The organism is Roseateles depolymerans (genome assembly GCF_003387155.1).
In the GTDB taxonomy this organism is placed as follows: Bacteria; Pseudomonadota; Gammaproteobacteria; order Burkholderiales; family Burkholderiaceae_C; genus Roseateles; species Roseateles depolymerans.
On sequence record NZ_QUMT01000004.1, the window covers coordinates 1 to 17,127 of the forward strand.

Consider the following 17,127-nt stretch of genomic DNA (forward strand, 5'->3'; position numbering starts at 1 on the left):
TCGTGTAATCGCGCTGCGTTCTCTTCACCCTCGTATCCATCAATCTCGCCCTTTTAGCGAGTCCGAGGTGTCAACGTGGGGCAGGACGGGTCACGGAAATAAGAAAGGGCCTCCGCGGAGGCCCCTTTTTTTGATCGCCTGATGTCAAGGCGAATCGGCGACTTCAGCAGTCACCTCGCCAATCACCTCAGAAGTCGTAACTCCCCCGCACATAGAAGGTCCGTCCCGTCGGATCGGTGTAACGCGGGTCATACCCGGCCTGGAAGACGGCCTGCTGATAGGACAGCGGCGGATCCCGGTCGAACAGGTTGCGCACGCCCGCCGTCAGGGACAGCTGCCGCGTGGCCTTGTAGTTCCCGAAGAGGTCGAAGGTCGTGTAGGACGCAACGGTGTTGGCGGCGCCTTCATCGGTAGACGGGTCATCCTTGTAGGACGACTTGTAGTGCCCGGTCAGGCCCACCGAATACGTGCTGTTGTAGCTCCACACCGTGGTGAGCGTGTGCTGCCAGCGAAAGACGGGGCCGCTGCCGGCAAACACACCCACGCCATTGACCCACGGACCGTTCTGGTACTCCTGGAACTTGTACTTGCTGACGTAGGTGCTGTTCAGGCCGAAGGTGAAGTTGCCCACCGCCGTGCGCAGCCGGTAGTTGCCATTCAGGTCGAAGCCGGCCGTGTTGGTGCCGCCCAGGTTTTGCTGGCGCACGTCTACATAACCGCAGTTGGTGCCCGGGCAGTCCGTTCCGCTGGTGGACAACTCGCCGGCCGCATTGCGGTGGAAATACTGGCTGAACAGCGCGTAGTTGTCCGGGTCGTACAGGGACGCATCCCCCACGGTGCCAATCTGGTTCTTGATGCCGATCCACCACAGGTCGATGCCGAAGGCCAGGTCCGCAGTCGGCGAGAACTGCAGCCCGAAGGTCAGGCTCTTGCTCTTCTCCGGCTGGAGCTCGGTGTTGCCGCCGTTGCGGACCATGAACTGCGTCTTGCAGTTCAGGGTGCCGGCCGTGCCGCCCGGGCACAGCAGCGGGTCGCTCACCGTGCTGGAGTTGGTGTAGGTGTTGGCGGCATGCAGCTCGTACAGCGACGGTGCCCGGAAGCCGGTGGAGACCGACCCGCGCATCAGGATTTCCTTGGTCGGCTGGAAGCGGAAACTCAGCTTGGGGTTGGTGGTGCTCCCGAAGTCGCTGTACTTGTCGTAGCGGATGGCACCGGTGATGTCGAGCAGCTTGGTGACCGGCAGGTTCAGCTCGCTGTAGACGGCGTAGACGCTGCGGCTGCCGACGCTGTTCGTGCTGGGGTCCACGCCGGTGGAGTCCTGCACCAGGGTGGCGAACTCGGTATTGGCTAGCTGCGAGAACTTCTCGTGACGCAGTTCGGTGCCCACGGCCAGCGCCACTGCCCGGCCGGCCCCGAGCCAATCTCCCAGCTCACGGCTGGCGTGGGCGTCGAAGTTGTAGGTCTCGCCCTTGCCGTACATCAGCGTGCCGGCCACGGCGGCATTGCGGATGTAGGTGATGGCGTCCGCGCTCTGGTCGCCAAAGGGATTGATGGTGCCGTCCGCCACACCGGCCGCGATCTTGCTGCCGTCGGCATAACCGTGGGTCAGCTTCTCGGTCACGCGGTTCTGGTTGTAGCTCAGGCCGGTCGAGTAGTCCCAGCCGGCGAGTGCGCCATCCAGGGTCGCCAGGAAGCGCTGCTGCTGGTTGATGTTCTTGTCCTGACGCGGGCCACTGACCGTGTCACGCCACTTCACCGTGATCGGCTTGGTCTTGTCCAGGGCCGCGTTGTCGGGCCAGTACGGGCTGTCCGAGGTCATGCTCAGGCTGGCATAGGGCACCGGCGCGATCTGGGTCTGCACCACGCTGCGGGTGACGAAGTACTCCAGGCCCAGCTGATGGTCGTTGTTCAGCTTGATCGTGCCTTTGAGCATGCCGGAGGCGCGCTCGCTCTTGGGCACGTAGTCCACATACGACGAGGTCGTCATGCGGCAGTAGGTGCCCGCCTTGATCAGGTTGGTGCCGTTGGTGCAGTCCGGGGCCGCCGGGTTGTAGACGGTCAGGCCGCTGCCCTGGTAGTAGTTGGCCGGGTCGGTGTTGGTGGACAGGCCGCCGGCATACCGCGTGTTGTAGTTGCGCTGGCTGCCGCTGATGTGGTCCTGCTTCTGGTAGTCCACGAAGCCGAAGACATTGAAGCCGTCCTTGTCCAGATCACCCCAGCCATACCCCACGTTCAGGTTGCCAGCCTTGCCGCCCGACTTCTGCGGGCTGTCGTAGCCCACGTTCAGGGTGCCGCCGGTGAAGTCCTTCTTGGTGATGAAGTTGATGACGCCGCCGATGGCGTCCGTGCCGTAGAGCGAGGAGGCGCCATCCCGCAGCACTTCGATGCGCTCGATGGCCGCCAGCGGGATCATGTTCAGGTCGGGCGCCGAGCCGTCGAAGGCATTGTTGGCAATGCGACGGCCATTGAGCAGCACCAGGGTCTTGTTGGCCCCGATGCCGCGCAGGTCGGCAAAGGAAGCGCCGCCGGTGGACGAGCCCACCGACTGGCTGGTGCCCATGCTGGACTGGCTCGCGGTGAGCGTCCCCAGAATCTGCTCGACGGTGGTCAGCCCTTGCTGACGCAACTCGGTCATCTTGAAGGTGGTCACCGGAACCGAGGTTTCCGCATCCAGCCGCTTGATGGCCGATCCGGTCACAACGACGCGTTCCAGCGTCTGTTCCGCGTCCTGCGCCGAAGCCGGAGCGGCGCTCACCGCCAGGATGGTGGCCACTGCCAGGCTCACCGCATTCAATTTGTGCATCTCACACACTCCTACTGGTTGGATACGGCCAGTGGATCCACTGGCACGCGCCACAAATAAAAAGGCCCCGCGGGTGAGCGAGGCGCCAGCAGAGTTTGCAGAGATTTAAGGGTTTCGGGATTGAGTTGTGCGCGGCGCGCCCGAATATTCAGCCAATCGACTTGAGGACGTCATAAACGGGGGTTTTCATGGAGGAGCAAGGTCGCCGGGTGGCGACACTTTCAGGCTTTACGCGGGCATTACCTGATCAGAAATACGGGGGTTTGTTTGTCGCGTTGGATACTGACCGAAAGATGGCAGACACACGAGGATATATCCCAATTCAATCAAGGACTTGGGGCGTGTGAGATGCCCCTTGCATCAGCGGTTTTCATGCGGGGTATCAAGGCCATTTCCATGCAAACGGATATTGATTGTCAGAGTACCTACAAACGGGGGGATTTTGGGATCACTCAGCAATCAATTGCCGGTTCCATGAAGCCAAGGATTCAACCCTGACACGCAAAGAAAAAAGCCCGCGAGATGACTCGCGGGCGTTTGGGGAAGCCTTCAGGGAAGGCTCCGCTCTTGGCTAAGGATTACTGCCCGTCCAGATGCTTGGCCAGGAATCGCTCCATGCGCTTGGCGAAATCGATGTGCGATTCAGGCAGAAGCCAGGTATGGCCTTCACCCGGATACACCACCCACTCCGGCGGGTTGCCCGCCTTGACCAGCGCATCGCGCATGCGCTCACCGTGCGCCAGCGGCACGCGCACGTCGGCCGCGCCCATGGCCAGCAGCAGCGGCGCCTTCATCTTGTCGGCATGCAGCACCGGCGAGAACTGGCGGAGCATCGCCTCGTCCTGGACCGGGTCCCCCAGGCGCTTGGACAGCACGGCCTTGCGGGACAGCGCGCTCACATCGGTCTCGATCCACGAGGAGCCCTGGGCCAGCAGCATCAGGTCGGACACTGCCACCCAGGCGATCCCGCAGCGGTACTGGTCCGGCGTGACCATGAGGCCGGCCAGCGTGGCATAGCCGCCGTAGCTGGCGCCTGCAATACAGGCCTTGTCGCTGGAGAGACCCTGCTTCTGCGCCCATTGCAGCACGTCGGTTAGGTCGTTCTGCATGGCCTGGCCCCACTGCTTGAAACCGGCTTCCAGGAAGGTCTGGCCGAAGCCATCACTGCCGCGGAATTCCGGCTCCAGCACCACATACCCGCGGGAGGCCATGAACTCCGGATACGGGAACGGGCTCCATGCCCAGCCCCAGGGACGGCCGCGCGCATTCGGGCCGCCGTGCACATACACCACGGTGGGCAGCGGCTTGGCGGGCTTGGTGCCGGGTTTCACGCCAGGGGGCAGCGTCACCCAAACCGGGATCTCCATGCCGTCACGGGCCTTGTAGTACTGGAAGTCCACCCGCGGCATCTGGGCTGGATCAATGCCCCGCACCACCGGCCCGACCGATTGCCAGGCGTCTTCCTTGGCACGATAGACCACCACTTGGCCCGGATCGCGATCCGAGAAGGAGCGCACCAGGGCCACCATGTCCGGCTGGCCGCATTGGCGGCAGCTGATGCGGTTCACGTGACCGGGGAACTGCTTGTCGGTCTTTTCCTGGAAGGCTTTCATCTGGGGGTTGAACCAGATGGTGTCTTCCGCATCGGTCGTGAGACGCACGCCCAGCAATTCGCCGGCTGGCGACAACACCGGCTCGCCCTGGAAGTCGAACTTGCCGGTGCTGATCAACGGCTTGTCCTCGGGCGCACCGGTCTTGAAATCGAAGCGCTTGAGCACCGACACGCCGCCAGCGCCGATGCGCTCGGTGACGTAAAGCCGCCCGCTGGCATCAAAGAAGCGCGGGGTGAAAGGCATGGCCAGCAGGTTGCCGGCACCGATCTGCCGCCACTGGGCCTGGCCCGGCTCCCGGTACAGGATCTTGGCGTCCATCTCGTCCACCGACACGGCGATGCGAGGTTCGTTCGCTGAGTCGAACAGCCATTCGGCCGTGGAGGCCGGCGCCGCCAGGTCGGGCATGCGACGGGACTGTCCGGTGTTTACGTTCACGATGAGCGGACGGATGGCCGTCGCCTCATAGGCGGCATTCAAGCGAAGCTCGCCGATGATCACTTCCTCGTTGGACGCGCCCTCGCGCGCCGGAGGCACCCTCAGCAGCATGTGGTTGGGTGCCAGGCTGCGGTCCCGGACCTTGGACGATGTTTCGCTGGAGGTGAAGGTGCGTCGCACGATTTCCCGCAGATTCCCGCCATCGCGATCGACGGCGTACAAGCCGGGAGGTTCGCGGTAGTTGGAGCCGCTGCCCAGCGACAGGTCGGTCACATTAAACAGCAGGCGGTTCTCATTGACCCACTGCACGCCCACCACATCCAGGCCCTCGAAGCGGGCGGCCTGGGTCGGCTTGCCGCCGGGGTTCAGATCGAACACGTACAGCGCGCGGCGCCCTGCAATCTTGGTGGTGGTTAGCGCCAGGTAGCGACCGGAGGGGCTGAGCAGCACCTCGTTCATCTCGGCCGGCTGGAAGAACTTTTCGGCCGGAATCCGTGCCACCGGTTCCTGAGCGAATGACGGAGCTTGGCTGACGCACAGCGCCAGCATCAGCCCTTGAATGAAACGTTTCAACACGTCGGAGCCTTTTGTTGTGGATCATGCGGCGGGCAGCTCCTCCCTGGAACCGCTGCCGCCGTCGAGAAAAAAGGGCCCGCCAGCGATGGCTGGAGGGCCCTGGTGTTCTGCACAGGGCCCGAAGGCCCGGTGTCATCAGAACGTCTGGTTGTAACGCACCCAGAAGAAGCGGTCGATCGGCAGATCCGGATCCACCGACGACGACGACGAGTTGCCGCCGTAGCCGCTGTTCGCGTCGATGTTCAGACGCGGCTTCTTGTTGAACACGTTGTTGGCGCCCACCAGGATCTGACCCTTCCAAGGCGTCTTGTAGCCCACGCTCAGGTCGTGGTACATGACGGCACCCTTGCGGTCGAAACCAGCGGTGGGATCGCCCAGCAGCGGTTCATCCGGGTTGGAGCAAGTGAAGGCGCAGTCGACCTTGGTCTTGCTGTAGTAGCGGGTGCTGAACGTGGCAGACCAGACGTTGAGCTTCCAGTCCAGCGAGATGTTGGACTTCACGCGGTAGTACGGATACGCACCGGCGTAGTTGATCGGATCGGACGTGTCCGTGCTCTTGATCTCGTACTTGTCCACGTAGCTCGTGTTGGTCCGCACGGCAAACTGACCGTAGGAAGTGGACGGGAACTGGTAGCTCACATCCAGGTCGAGACCTTCGGTTTCCAGTTGGCCCAGGTTGGCGTTACCACGAGACAGCGAGGTGATCATGCCGGTGACCGGATCACGCTTGAGGCTCGAGCAGAAGCTCTGCACGCCTTGCACGTAGCACTGGTTCAGCACGTAGGTCGCGCTGATCGCAGTGATACGGTTCTTCACCTGGATGCGATACCAGTCCAGACCTGCCGTCAGACCCTTGATCTGCGACGGGCTGTACACCACGCCCAGCGTCTTGGTGGTGGCCGTTTCAGGCTTCAGGAAGGAGTTGCCCGCACCGGTGTTGAAAGCCACGATGCCCTGAGTGGCGGCCGTGACCGGGGTACCGGCTTGGTTGACCTGGCGGAAGTTGGCCGGCACACCTGCAGCAGCGCAGTTGGCCTGGGTGGACGGCGTCGTCGCTGCCGAACCCAGCTTGGTGTCGCAGGGGTCCAGGTAGGAGTCAAAGCTCTGGCTGCCACCGCCGAAAGAATCGGCCAGCGTCGGAGCGCGGAAGCCCTGGGCCCAGGTACCACGGGTCAGCACGTCCTTGATCGGCTTCCACATGAAGCTGACCTTGCTGTTGGTGGTGTTGCCGAAGCTGCTGTAATCCGAATAGCGCGTGGCGGCATTGAAGCTCAGCAGCTCAGCGCCCACGACATTCTTCAGCACCGGCACGTTCAGCTCGAGGTAAGCCTCGTTGACGTTGTAGCGGCCCACCGTGGCGTTGCCGGCCAGGTCGGTCGAGTAACCGGACTGCTCGAACTGGCCCGGACGGTCGTAGCCGCTCAGGCTGCGGTGTTCCAGGCCGCCAGCGACGCCGACAGCGCCGGCCGGCAGTTGGAACACTTCACCCGACAGGTTCACCGTCGCGCTCTTCACCGTGCTGCCGTAGGTGGCTTGACCGGTGGACATGATGTAGTTCAGCGCAGCCTGGTTAGACGCCGAAGGGCCACCCAGGATGTCGAACGGCGTGCAGGAGGTCAGCGCAATCGGGTTGGCTGCCGTGCCGCACTGGACCACGCCGGAAGCGTTCATGAACGACGGGCCCAGGGCCTTCTTCAGGTTCAGCAGGTTGATGTTGCCGGTGCTCAGCACCGTGCCGCCCGACTGGCTGAAGTTCACGCCAGCATCCCAGCTCCAGGGCTTGCCGAGGATGGTCAGATCCCCTTCGAAGCCGGCATCCAGGTGGGTGGCCTTGTTGTTGTTGCGGGTGACACGCGGCACTTCGATCGTGCGGCGATAGAAGAACAGGTCCTGGCCATTGCCAGCGCCCACGGCCTGGTTGCCGTACGGGTTGTAGTAGCTGTCCTTGTCGATGTAGACCGGGTAGGCCGCTTGCGAGGTGCTGTTCAGCGGGTAGCCGGCGATCTGACGGGTCGAGACGCGGTCGGCGTACATCGCGGTCGTCACGAAGCGGACGTCCGGTGCCACGTCGATGGAGCCCTTCACGAACAGCGACTTCAGTTCCGTCGGCGACTGGAACATCATCTGGCTGGTCGAATTGAAGGTGTCTTCCGGGATGCCCTTGTAGTCGTGGTAGTTCGCGGCCACGTTCGAGGCCTGGCCCACGCCATCACCCAGCGGGCCGCCGGTGTGATTCAGATACTTGTTGAAGCCAGTAGCACCACCGGATGCACTGACTTGGCGGATACGGCCCCACGGACCGGTACCGAAGCCAGCGGCTTCATTGCCCGGACCGTACGTGCTCGACGTGATGTCACGCGTGCGGGCCCAGACGGTGTCCTGCTTGCTGTAGGACGCGCCGAACATGATGCTGGCCTTGTCCGAGTTCGCACCAAAGGCGAAGGAGAAGTCCTGGGTCTGTCCGTCGCCCTTGGAGTTCTCGCCGTAGTAGGCGCTGAACTGGCCGCCTTCCAGCGTCTTCTTCAGGATGATGTTCACCACGCCGGCAATGGCGTCCGAACCGTAAGTCGACGAAGCGCCGTCCTTCAGGACGTCGATGTGGTCGATCAGGGCGGAGGGGATGGTGGACAGGTCAGTGAAGCCCGCCACGGAAGTCGTCCAACGCTTGCCGTTAACCAGCACCAGCAGACGCTCGGAGCCCAGGTTGCGCAGGTTGATGTACTGGCCGCCTTGCTCACGGTTGGAGGTCAGCACCGAGCCCTTGCTGAAGTCGGGCGAGCCCGCCGAAGACAGCTGGTTCAGGATGTCGCCCACGGTCACCAGACCGCTCTTTTGAATTTCGGCTTGGGAGATCTTCTGGACCGGTTGAGCCGTTTCGATATCGATCTGACGGATACGGGAACCAGTGACCTCGACGCGTTCCAGCTTGTCTGTGCTGGCTTCTTGGGCCAGTGCAGCGCCGGCACCCAGCACACCGATCAACGCCAAGGCGGCGGTGCTACGGGCGTTTCGTTTAAACATAACCACTCCTTCGCGAGAAGCTCTCTGCGATGTGTTTCAGGGATGCGTTTGAAGACGAATGCCCCGAAAAGATGCATGGCATTCGTGTCGCGTTGTAAGTTTGTCCACCTGCCCCTGACACACCAATCCGGAATCCCCCTAATGGACTTCGCACACAGGCAATAAAGTCGATTTACGCTGCAAAACTTAGGGATTTCACGAAGGAGTCATAGATTCACCGGCGCGAAATCGTTGTGACACAGCAACGGGAATTTTGAAAACTTGCGCGGCGCAGCCGGCGCAGGGAAGCCTGGCAATCGTTTTGCCAAGAGGCATTCCCGAAAAAGACGCCCAGAAACAGGCATTTGCGCGAATATCGCGCAAATTGAGGGGACCATTGCACCGCGGTGGCGCAATGTGTCCTGGGCGTCAGACAGTTCATCGGCAGGGGGACAGCGCCTGCTTGGAACGGTCGGTTACCGCTGTTTTTCGCGCTGGCGCCAGGCGTGCAGCAGCGGCTCCGTATATCCCGACGGCTGTTCCTTACCCTTGAAAACCAGATCCAGCGCCGCCTGGAAGGCGAAACTCTTCTCCGGATTGGCAGCCATCGGCCGGTAATTCGGGTCCCCAGCGTTCTGTTGATCGACCACCGCTGACATCCTTGTGAAGGTGTCCCTCACCTGTTGTTCAGTCACGACGCCATGCAGCAACCAGTTGGCAATGTGCTGGCTGGAAATGCGCAAGGTGGCACGGTCTTCCATCAATCCGACGCCGTTGATGTCGGGCACCTTGGAGCAGCCCACGCCCTGGTCGATCCAGCGGACCACGTACCCCAGGATGCCCTGGACGTTGTTGTCCAGCTCCTGCTGCTTCTCCGCGTCGGTCCAATTCGGAGACGCCACGACCGGAATGGTGAGGATGCGGTCCAGCAGGGCGGGGAAGTCTTCGCTCGCGGCGGCGGCTTCCAGGTCGGTCTGCACCTGCGCCACGTTCACCTGGTGATAGTGCAGCGCATGCAGCGTGGCGGCGGTGGGGCTGGGCACCCAGGCGGTGTTGGCGCCGGCTTTCGGATGAGCGATCTTCTGCTCCAGCATCGCCGCCATCAGGTCTGGCATGGCCCACATGCCCTTGCCGATCTGGGCACGGCCACGCAGGCCGGCGGCCAGGCCCACCAGCACGTTGTTGCGCTCATAGGCCTGGATCCAGGGGGAACTCTTCATGTCGCCCTTGCGCAGCATCGGTCCCGCCAGCATGGCGGTGTGCATCTCATCGCCGGTGCGGTCCAGGAAGCCGGTGTTGATGAAAGCCACGCGGCTGGGCGCGGCGGCAATGCAGGCCGCCAGGTTCACGCTGGTGCGGCGTTCCTCGTCCATGATGCCCAGCTTCACCGCGGAGGCTGGCAGGCCCAGCAGTTTCTCGACACGGCCAAACAGCTCGTTGGCAAAGGCCACTTCGGCCGGGCCGTGCATCTTCGGCTTGACGATATAGATGGAGCCCTGGCGGGAGTTGCGCAGGCCCGAACCGGAGAGCTGATGGAGGTCATGCAGCGCAATCAGCGTGGTGATGACGGCATCCATGATGCCTTCGGGGATCTCCTGGCCGCCCTCCATCAGGATGGCAGGATTGGTCATCAGGTGGCCGACATTGCGCACGAACAGCAGGGAGCGGCCCGGCAGCACCACGTCGCCGCCCTGGGGCGCCTGGTAGCGGCGGTCCGGATTCAGGCGCCGGGTCAGCGTCTTGCCGCCCTTGCTCACTTCCTCGGTCAGGGTGCCGCGCAAAATGCCCAGCCAGTTGCGGTAGGCCAGCAGCTTGTCTTGGGCATCCACCGCGGCGATGGAGTCTTCCAGGTCCAGGATGGTGGACAGCGCGGCTTCCATCAGCAGGTCGGACACGCCGGCCGGATCGGTCTTGCCGATGGCGGACTGGCGGTCGATCTGGATCTCGATGTGCAGGCCGTTGTGGCGCAGCAGCACGGCGCTGGGGTCGCTCGCTTCCCCGAGGAAGCCCACCAGGGCGGCCGGATCGGCCAGCGATGCGGTGGCGCCGCTGCGCAGCGTGACCGCCAGGGCGCCGTCCTGGATGCGGTAGCCCACCGCATCTGCATGGGAGGCGCCGGACAGCGGCGCTGCCTGGTCCAGCACCCCGCGGGCAAAGGCGATGACCTTGTTGCCGCGCACCGGGTTGTAGCCGCCGCTGCGGGTGGCCCCATCGGTCTCGGGAATGGCGTCGGTGCCGTAGAGCGCGTCATACAGGGAGCCCCACCGGGCGTTGGCCGCGTTCAGGGCATACCGTGCGTTAAGGATGGGCACCACCAGCTGCGGGCCGGCCTGGATGGCCAGCTCGGCATCCACATTGGCCGTGGTGGCGCGGCGGTCGGCCGGCGTGGGCACCAGGTAGCCGATGCGGGTGAGGAAGTCCTTGTAGGCCGCCATGTCCTGGATGGGGCCGGGGTGGGCCCGGTGCCAGGCATCGAGCTCGGATTGCAGCCGGTCCCGTTCCTTGAGCAGCGCTGCATTCTTCGGCGCCAGGTCATGCACCAGCGCATCGAAGCCGGCCCAGAACGTGTCCGGGCTCAGGCCGGTGCCGGCCAATGCCTCGGTGTCAATGAATCGGGCCAGATCGGCATCAATATGGAGGCGGTGGTGCTGGACGCGAGTGCTCATGGTGTCTCCCCGGCTGGGCATGGAGGTCAATGATGGAAGGCGCTTGTTCTGGACGCCGCCCCGGTGCGCGGACGACACCGCGCACAAGCGTCTCCCGGGGCGGGCGACTGGCATTGACTGTAGGACAGGAGCCGTGTCCGATTGCTGCTGAGGGCTGCAAGAGATCCCTGACTTTTTTGCACAAATAACAACGGCTAGGGCTTCGATTCATTCCAGAAAACGGCGCAACGCCCACAATCCGCCTTCATGGACCGCCTCAAGCAAATGGAGTCATTTGTGCTGGTTGCCACCAAGGGCAGCCTGACCGCCGCCGCCCAGGCCGAGGGGGTGGCGCCGGCGGTGATGGGTCGGCGGCTGGATGCGCTGGAAGCGCGGCTGGGCGTCAAACTGCTGCTGCGCACCACCCGGCGCCTGAGCCTGACCCACGAGGGCAGTGCCTTCCTGGAAGACTGCCAGCGCCTGCTGACGGAATTCGACAATGCCGAGGCGAGCGTGACGGCTGGCGGCGTCAAGGCCAGCGGGCATCTGCGGGTCACCGCCCCGGCGGGTTTTGGTCGTCGGCATGTGGCGCCGCTGGTGCCGGACTTCCTGGCGCGCCATCCGGAGGTGAGCGTGTCGCTCAACCTCAGCGACCGGGTGGTGGACATCGTCAATGAGGGCTTCGATTGCGCCGTGCGGGTGGGCGACCTCAGCGACTCCAGCTTGATCAGCATGCGACTGGCCGACAACCGCCGGCTCTGTGTGGCGGCCCCCGCCTACCTGCAGCGAGCGGGCATCCCCCGCCATCCGTCCGAGCTGTCCCGGCATGAATGCCTGACCCTGAGCTCCGATGCCAGCCAGACCCGTGGCTGGGCCTTCCGGGTGGACGGACAGGTGCAACACCTGCGCCCGAGCGGCCGGCTGGACTGCAGCGACGGCCAGGTGCTGCACGACTGGTGCCGGCGCGGCCTGGGTCTGGCCTGGCGCAGCACCTGGGAGGTGGCGCAGGAAATCCGCAGCGGTCAGCTCATCAGTGTGCTGGACGACTTCGCGGCGCCGCCCAATGGCATCTTTGCCGTGGTGTCGCAGCGCAAACACCTCCCCTTGCGGGTGAGGCTGTGGATAGATTTCCTCAAAGAGCATTACGCCCATCCCCGCTACTGGGAGGGCCCGACCACGACGCAACCCTCGATGGAGAACGCATGAATCTTGAAGCCCTGCTGGCAGGCCTGCACATCCTGGCCATCCTGAGCCTGGTGGTGTTCTTGAGCAGCCAGGCGGCCCTGTGCCGCTCCGAGTGGATGAACGCCGCCGTGGTGACACGGCTGACGCGGGTGGACATGATCTACGGCATCACCGCCGTGGCGGTCCTGGCGTCCGGGCTGATCCGCACCTGGTGGGGCATCAAGGGGGGCGGCTGGTACTGGCACCAGCCGCTGCTGCATTTCAAGGTGGGGCTGTTTGTGGTGATCGGCGTGCTGTCGATCAAGCCCACCCTGACCTACCGCCGCTGGGCCAAGACCCTGCGGGAAACGGGCAGCCTGCCGGACGAAGACGAGGTCAAGGCCACCCGGCGTCTGGTGATGCTGCAGGCGCACCTGCTGCTGCTCATTCCAATCGCAGCGGTGATGCTGGCGCGGGGCGTCTGGACGCGGGGATGAGCCCGAGCCTGCCCCGCGCGTCGCTCAATGCGCCGTCAGGCACTCCTTCATGAAGGCCTTGCGCGCATCACCGGTCTTCTTCTGATCGGCGGCGTCCTTGTTGCACGCCGCCATCTTTTCCTGCTGCGGCGTCATCTTCTTCTCGGGTTCGGACTTGCCGGCCAGGCAGGCCTTCATGAAGGCCTTGCGGTCGTCGCCCGTCTTGCCCTTTTCCTTGGCCTCCTTGTTGCAGCTGCCCATGCGTTTCTGCTGCGGGCTCAGTTCCTTCTTCTTCTCGTCCTGCGCATGGGCCGGCGCGAGGACCGACAGGGACAGCAACAGGCCGGCGGTCAGGGTCAACAATGCTTTCATCTCATGCTCTCCTACGGGGGTTGGGGGAAGGACCTCAGGGCAGTGAACCACAGCAACGGAGGCCCCTCAAGCGCGGTTGACCTGTGTCATGTCCGGCACTGCCTCACAAGATGCGGCGCGGATGGGCCAGTGCCTCATGCGCCAGATGCAGCCGGCGCACCAGGACCTGGATGAAAGCCCGGTCGAACCGGTGCTGGCACTCCGGGCTGAGCTGTCCGAGCGACTCCGGCGTGAAGGACACCGTTGTGCAGATATCGGTCACCCGGATGTCGGTGCTGTGGCGACGCAATTCAGGATTCGGCGCCAGGTACGCCATCTCGCCCACCGAGGTGCCGCTGCCCAGCGTGGCCACCAGCGCCCCGTCCCGCCAGACCTCCACCTCGCCCTGCGCAATGATGTGGAAGGTGTTGCCCTCCTGGCCCCGCTTGAAGAGCAGGTAGTCCAGCGGATAACGCCGCCAGCGGGCCCGCCGCACCACTTCCCACAGCTCGACATCGCCGAAGTTGTCAAAGAACTCCAGGCCGCGCAGCAGGTTGAAGCGCTCCGAGTCCTTCACCTCGTTGAGCCGTGCCAGCGGCACCAGTTGCCGGGCCACCAGCTCCGACAAGGCTTGCCCGAAGGCTTCCCAGTCCGCATGACGCTCATGCGGATGCTTGGCCAGCGCCTTGAGGATGACGGCGTCCAGCGCCTCGGTCACCCCGCCGCGCTGCCCCTGCATCGGCTGGGGTGCCTGGTGGTAGATCTGATGCATCAGCGCCATCTGGCTGGGCGCGTCAAACGGCGGGCGGCCGCAGATCATGTGATAGAGCACGGCGCCCAATGAATAGATGTCCGCCTGGCAGCCGACATCACCGCCCTCGATCTGCTCGGGCGGCATGTAGGCCAGGGACCCGACGCGGTGGACCTGCGTCATGTCCGCATGCATGTTGAGGGCACTGCCGAAGTCGCTGACCTTCACATCGGTCACCTGCCCGGCACTGTCGAGCACCGCCAGCAAATTGGCCGGCTTGATGTCCCGGTGCACAACGCCCTGCCGGAACACATAGGACAGGGCCATGGCGCACTTGAACCCCAGCTCGACGATCTGGTCCAGCGGCAACAGCCGGTCGGTGCGGCAGAAGTGCTTGAGCGTCACGCCATGGACATATTCCATGACCAGGTAGGGCGCATCGCCGTCCTGCACCGCGTCCAGGATCTGGACCACGTTGGGGTGCTGCAGACGGCCGGCCAGCGCGGCTTCGGAGGCGAAGAAGCGCCGGCTGAGCGTGTCTTCCTCCGCCCCCTGCCCCATCCAGCTGCGCATGCGCTTGATGGCGACTTCCTGGTCGCGGAACGGATCCACCGCCAGGAAGACGTCGCTGGTGGCGCCCTCGCCCAGGCGGCGAAGCACGCGGTACTTGCCGATCTGCTCCGGCAGGTCAGGGCCCGGCGCGGCCAGGGCGTCGAGCGGACGGCTGTGGCTGGTGGAAAAGTCGGCGGGGGCGGTCATCGTTACAGGCATCCTGCCGCACAGGGTGACGAGCGGCAAGGGGCTGAACCGTCTATTACAGGACCTGCCCCCTAAAATGCGACACATGATCCAAGCCAAGCAGGAATTGCTCGACGCCCTGGGGACCGTGCTCCAGGCCTTGAGCCAGGACGCCGTCGCCAGCGGCGCGATGGCCGCCGCACCGGCGGCCGCCTTTGAAACGCCCAAGCAGGCCAGCCACGGCGACTTCGCCTGTACGGCAGCCATGCAGCTGTCCAAGGCCTTGCGAAAGAATCCGCGCGAACTGGCCCAGACGCTGATCGCCCAGCTGCAGGAGCAGCCGGCGGTGCAGCGCTGGGTGGACGCGCTGGAAATCGCCGGCCCGGGCTTCATCAACCTGCGGCTCAAGCCCGCCGCCCGCCAGGCCGTGATCAGCGAGGTGCTGACGGCGGCTGAGGGTTTCGGCCAGCAACCGGCCCATCCGGACTCGGTGCTGGTGGAATTCGTCTCCGCCAACCCCACCGGTCCGCTGCACGTGGGCCATGCCCGCCAGGCGGCTCTGGGCGATTCGCTCTGCCACCTGTTCAGCACCCAGGGCTGGACCGTCAGTCGGGAGTTCTATTACAACGACGCCGGCGTGCAGATCGCCACTCTGGCCCAGTCCACCCAGGCCCGTCTGAAGGGGCTGAAGCCGGGCGACGCCGGCTGGCCGGAATCCGCCTACAACGGGGACTACATCCAGGACATCGCCGAAGCCTTCCTGAGCAAGGCCACCGTCAAGGCGGACGACCGGGAATTCACCGCCTCGGGCGACATCAACGACCTGGACAGCATCCGCCAGTTCGCCGTGGCCTACCTGCGTCACGAGCAGGATCTGGACCTGCAAGCCTTTGGCCTGCGCTTTGACAACTACTTCCTCGAGTCCAGCCTCTACACCGGCGGGCAGGTGGAAGATGCCGTCTCGCGCATGATCGCCAACGGCAAGACCTACGAGGACGGCGGCGCGCTCTGGCTGCGCTCGACGGACTACGGCGACGACAAGGACCGCGTCATGCGCAAGTCCGACGGCACCTATACCTACTTCGTGCCGGACGTGGCCTACCACGTCAACAAGTTCAAGCGCGGCTTCAGCAAGTGCATCAACATCCAGGGCACCGACCACCACGGCACCATCGCCCGGGTGCGCGGCGGCCTGCAGGCCACCGGCGTGGGCATCCCCCAGGGCTTCCCGGACTACGTGCTGCACAAGATGGTGACGGTGATGAAGGGCGGCGCGGAGGTCAAGATCTCCAAGCGGGCCGGCTCCTACGTCACCTTGCGCGACCTGATCGACTGGACCAGCCGCGACGCGGTGCGCTTCTTCCTGATCAGCCGCAAGGCGGACACCGAATTCGTGTTCGACGTGGACCTGGCGCTCAAGGCCAACGACGAGAACCCGGTGTTCTATGTGCAGTACGCCCACGCCCGCATCTGCTCGGTGCTACGCAACTGGGCGGACCAGGGCGGCCAAATGGCCACGCTGGGCGAGGCGGATCTCAGCCTGCTGACCGCCCCCACCGAATATGCGCTGATGCAGAAGCTGGCGGACTATCCCCGCATGCTCACCAGCGCCGCGCAGGACCTGGCCCCGCATGACGTCGCGTTCTATCTGCGTGATCTGGCGGGGGCCTTCCACAGCTACTATGCGGCCGAACGTTTCCTGGTGGAGGACAACGCCGCACTGACCCGTTCGCGCATGGCGCTGCTGACGGCCACCCGTCAGGTGGTGCGCAATGCGCTGGCGGTGCTGGGGGTGTCCGCGCCGGAAACGATGGCTCGAGATAACCAGGAGCATCAATGAGCAAGGAGAAACAGCGCGGCGGCTTCGCCATGGGCCTGATCGTAGGCCTGTTGCTGGGGCTGGGCATCGCGCTGGGTGTGGCGTTGTACGTGACCAAGGCCCCCGTGCCGTTCATCAACAAACTGCCGCAGCGCACTGCTGAACAGGACGCTCAGGAAGCCGAGCGCAACCGCAACTGGGACCCGAATGCGCCGCTGGCCGGCCGTGCGGGGGCCAAGGCGGCGTCCGGTGTCGTGACGCCGGGCCCGGCGCCCGCGGTGGTGCCGGCCACGCCGGCCCAGACGCCGCCGACGGCGGGTGCGGGTGGTACGTCCACCGGCACAGCCGCCGGCACCGGCACGATGGTCCCGCCGGCCGTTGAAGGTCGCCCGCAGGCGCGGGTCGATGCCAAGCCTGCCGACAAGCCCGCGGACAAGCCGGCAGACAAGCCCGCCGAGACCGCACGCGCCGCCAACGGCTACTTTGTCCAGGCGGGGGCCTTCACCCGCATGGAGGACGCCGAGCAGCAGCGGGCCAAGCTGGCCATCCAGGGGTTTTCGGCCAAGGTGATGGAGCGTGAGCAATCGGGCCGGACGGTGTACCGGGTCCGCATGGGTCCGTTTGACAGCCGGGAAGAGGCCGAAGGCCAGCAAAAGAAGCTGGAAGGCGCCGGCATCGAAGCCAATCTGGTGGCAGTGCAGCGTTGATGCCCCTGCATTCATGCAGCTGCATTAATGCCTGCCTAAGTCTGTATCC

The 17,127-nt window shown here is 64.5% G+C and carries 10 protein-coding genes; 4 read left to right on the forward strand and 6 right to left on the reverse strand.

The annotated features are described in order from the left end of the window. Positions 1-187: 187 nt before the first annotated feature. The 4 genes from DES44_RS18940 to DES44_RS18955 form a co-directional block, all read right to left on the reverse strand. A complete protein-coding gene (locus DES44_RS18940) occupies positions 188-2,803 on the reverse strand; it encodes a TonB-dependent receptor (protein ID WP_058936904.1) in 2,616 nt (871 codons plus the stop codon). A 578-nt stretch (positions 2,804-3,381) separates the two neighbouring features. Then, complete coding sequence (locus DES44_RS18945) at positions 3,382-5,427, reverse strand: alpha/beta hydrolase family protein (protein WP_147307140.1); 2,046 nt, start codon at positions 5,425-5,427, stop codon at positions 3,382-3,384. A 135-nt stretch (positions 5,428-5,562) separates the two neighbouring features. Beyond that, complete coding sequence (locus DES44_RS18950) at positions 5,563-8,448, reverse strand: TonB-dependent receptor plug domain-containing protein (RefSeq protein WP_058936906.1); 2,886 nt, start codon at positions 8,446-8,448, stop codon at positions 5,563-5,565. 455 nt (positions 8,449-8,903) lie between these two features. Further along, positions 8,904-11,093, reverse strand: coding sequence for a malate synthase G (locus tag DES44_RS18955; protein WP_058936907.1), 2,190 nt, complete (start codon positions 11,091-11,093; stop codon positions 8,904-8,906). 246 nt (positions 11,094-11,339) lie between these two features. On the opposite strand from DES44_RS18955, the gene DES44_RS18960 reads away from it, so the two are divergent. Both DES44_RS18960 and DES44_RS18965 read left to right on the forward strand, forming a co-directional pair. Further along, positions 11,340-12,278, forward strand: coding sequence for a LysR family transcriptional regulator (locus DES44_RS18960; RefSeq protein ID WP_058936908.1), 939 nt, complete (start codon positions 11,340-11,342; stop codon positions 12,276-12,278). Continuing rightward, entirely contained in the window at positions 12,275-12,733 is a 459-nt protein-coding gene (locus DES44_RS18965) for a DUF2214 family protein (RefSeq protein ID WP_058936909.1), read from the forward strand. The genes DES44_RS18960 and DES44_RS18965 overlap by 4 nt, the downstream gene beginning before the upstream one ends. A 24-nt stretch (positions 12,734-12,757) precedes the next feature. On the opposite strand, the gene DES44_RS18970 is transcribed toward DES44_RS18965, so the two are convergent. Both DES44_RS18970 and DES44_RS18975 read right to left on the reverse strand, forming a co-directional pair. Continuing rightward, entirely contained in the window at positions 12,758-13,084 is a 327-nt protein-coding gene (locus DES44_RS18970) for a PsiF family protein (protein WP_058936910.1), read from the reverse strand. 103 nt (positions 13,085-13,187) lie between these two features. Next, positions 13,188-14,573: a protein kinase domain-containing protein gene (locus tag DES44_RS18975; RefSeq protein ID WP_083525936.1), complete on the reverse strand. Its 1,386-nt coding sequence runs from the start codon at positions 14,571-14,573 to the stop codon at positions 13,188-13,190. An 85-nt stretch (positions 14,574-14,658) separates the two neighbouring features. Here DES44_RS18975 and argS point away from each other — a divergent pair, with 85 nt between their 5' ends. Further along, the gene (gene argS, locus DES44_RS18980; RefSeq protein ID WP_058936911.1) at positions 14,659-16,392 is read left to right on the forward strand and encodes an arginine--tRNA ligase; all 1,734 of its coding nucleotides are present in this window, start codon (positions 14,659-14,661) and stop codon (positions 16,390-16,392) included. Further along, on the forward strand, positions 16,389-17,078 hold the full coding sequence (locus tag DES44_RS18985; RefSeq protein WP_058936912.1) for an SPOR domain-containing protein: 690 nt from the start codon (positions 16,389-16,391) through the stop codon (positions 17,076-17,078). Before argS ends, DES44_RS18985 begins: the two co-directional genes overlap by 4 nt. Positions 17,079-17,127: the final 49 nt, after the last annotated feature.

Excerpts from the sequence above, each read along its gene's own strand:
- DES44_RS18940 (WP_058936904.1), bottom strand. The coding sequence starts at position 2,803 with ATGCACAAATTGAATGCGGTGAGCCTGGCAGTGGCCACCATCCTGGCG.
- DES44_RS18950 (WP_058936906.1), bottom strand. The coding sequence starts at position 8,448 with ATGTTTAAACGAAACGCCCGTAGCACCGCCGCCTTGGCGTTGATCGGT.
- DES44_RS18955 (WP_058936907.1), bottom strand. The coding sequence starts at position 11,093 with ATGAGCACTCGCGTCCAGCACCACCGCCTCCATATTGATGCCGATCTG.
- DES44_RS18960 (WP_058936908.1), top strand. The coding sequence starts at position 11,340 with ATGGACCGCCTCAAGCAAATGGAGTCATTTGTGCTGGTTGCCACCAAG.
- DES44_RS18965 (WP_058936909.1), top strand. The coding sequence starts at position 12,275 with ATGAATCTTGAAGCCCTGCTGGCAGGCCTGCACATCCTGGCCATCCTG.
- DES44_RS18970 (WP_058936910.1), bottom strand. The coding sequence starts at position 13,084 with ATGAAAGCATTGTTGACCCTGACCGCCGGCCTGTTGCTGTCCCTGTCG.
- DES44_RS18975 (WP_083525936.1), bottom strand. The coding sequence starts at position 14,573 with ATGACCGCCCCCGCCGACTTTTCCACCAGCCACAGCCGTCCGCTCGAC.
- argS (WP_058936911.1), top strand. The coding sequence starts at position 14,659 with ATGATCCAAGCCAAGCAGGAATTGCTCGACGCCCTGGGGACCGTGCTC.
- DES44_RS18985 (WP_058936912.1), top strand. The coding sequence starts at position 16,389 with ATGAGCAAGGAGAAACAGCGCGGCGGCTTCGCCATGGGCCTGATCGTA.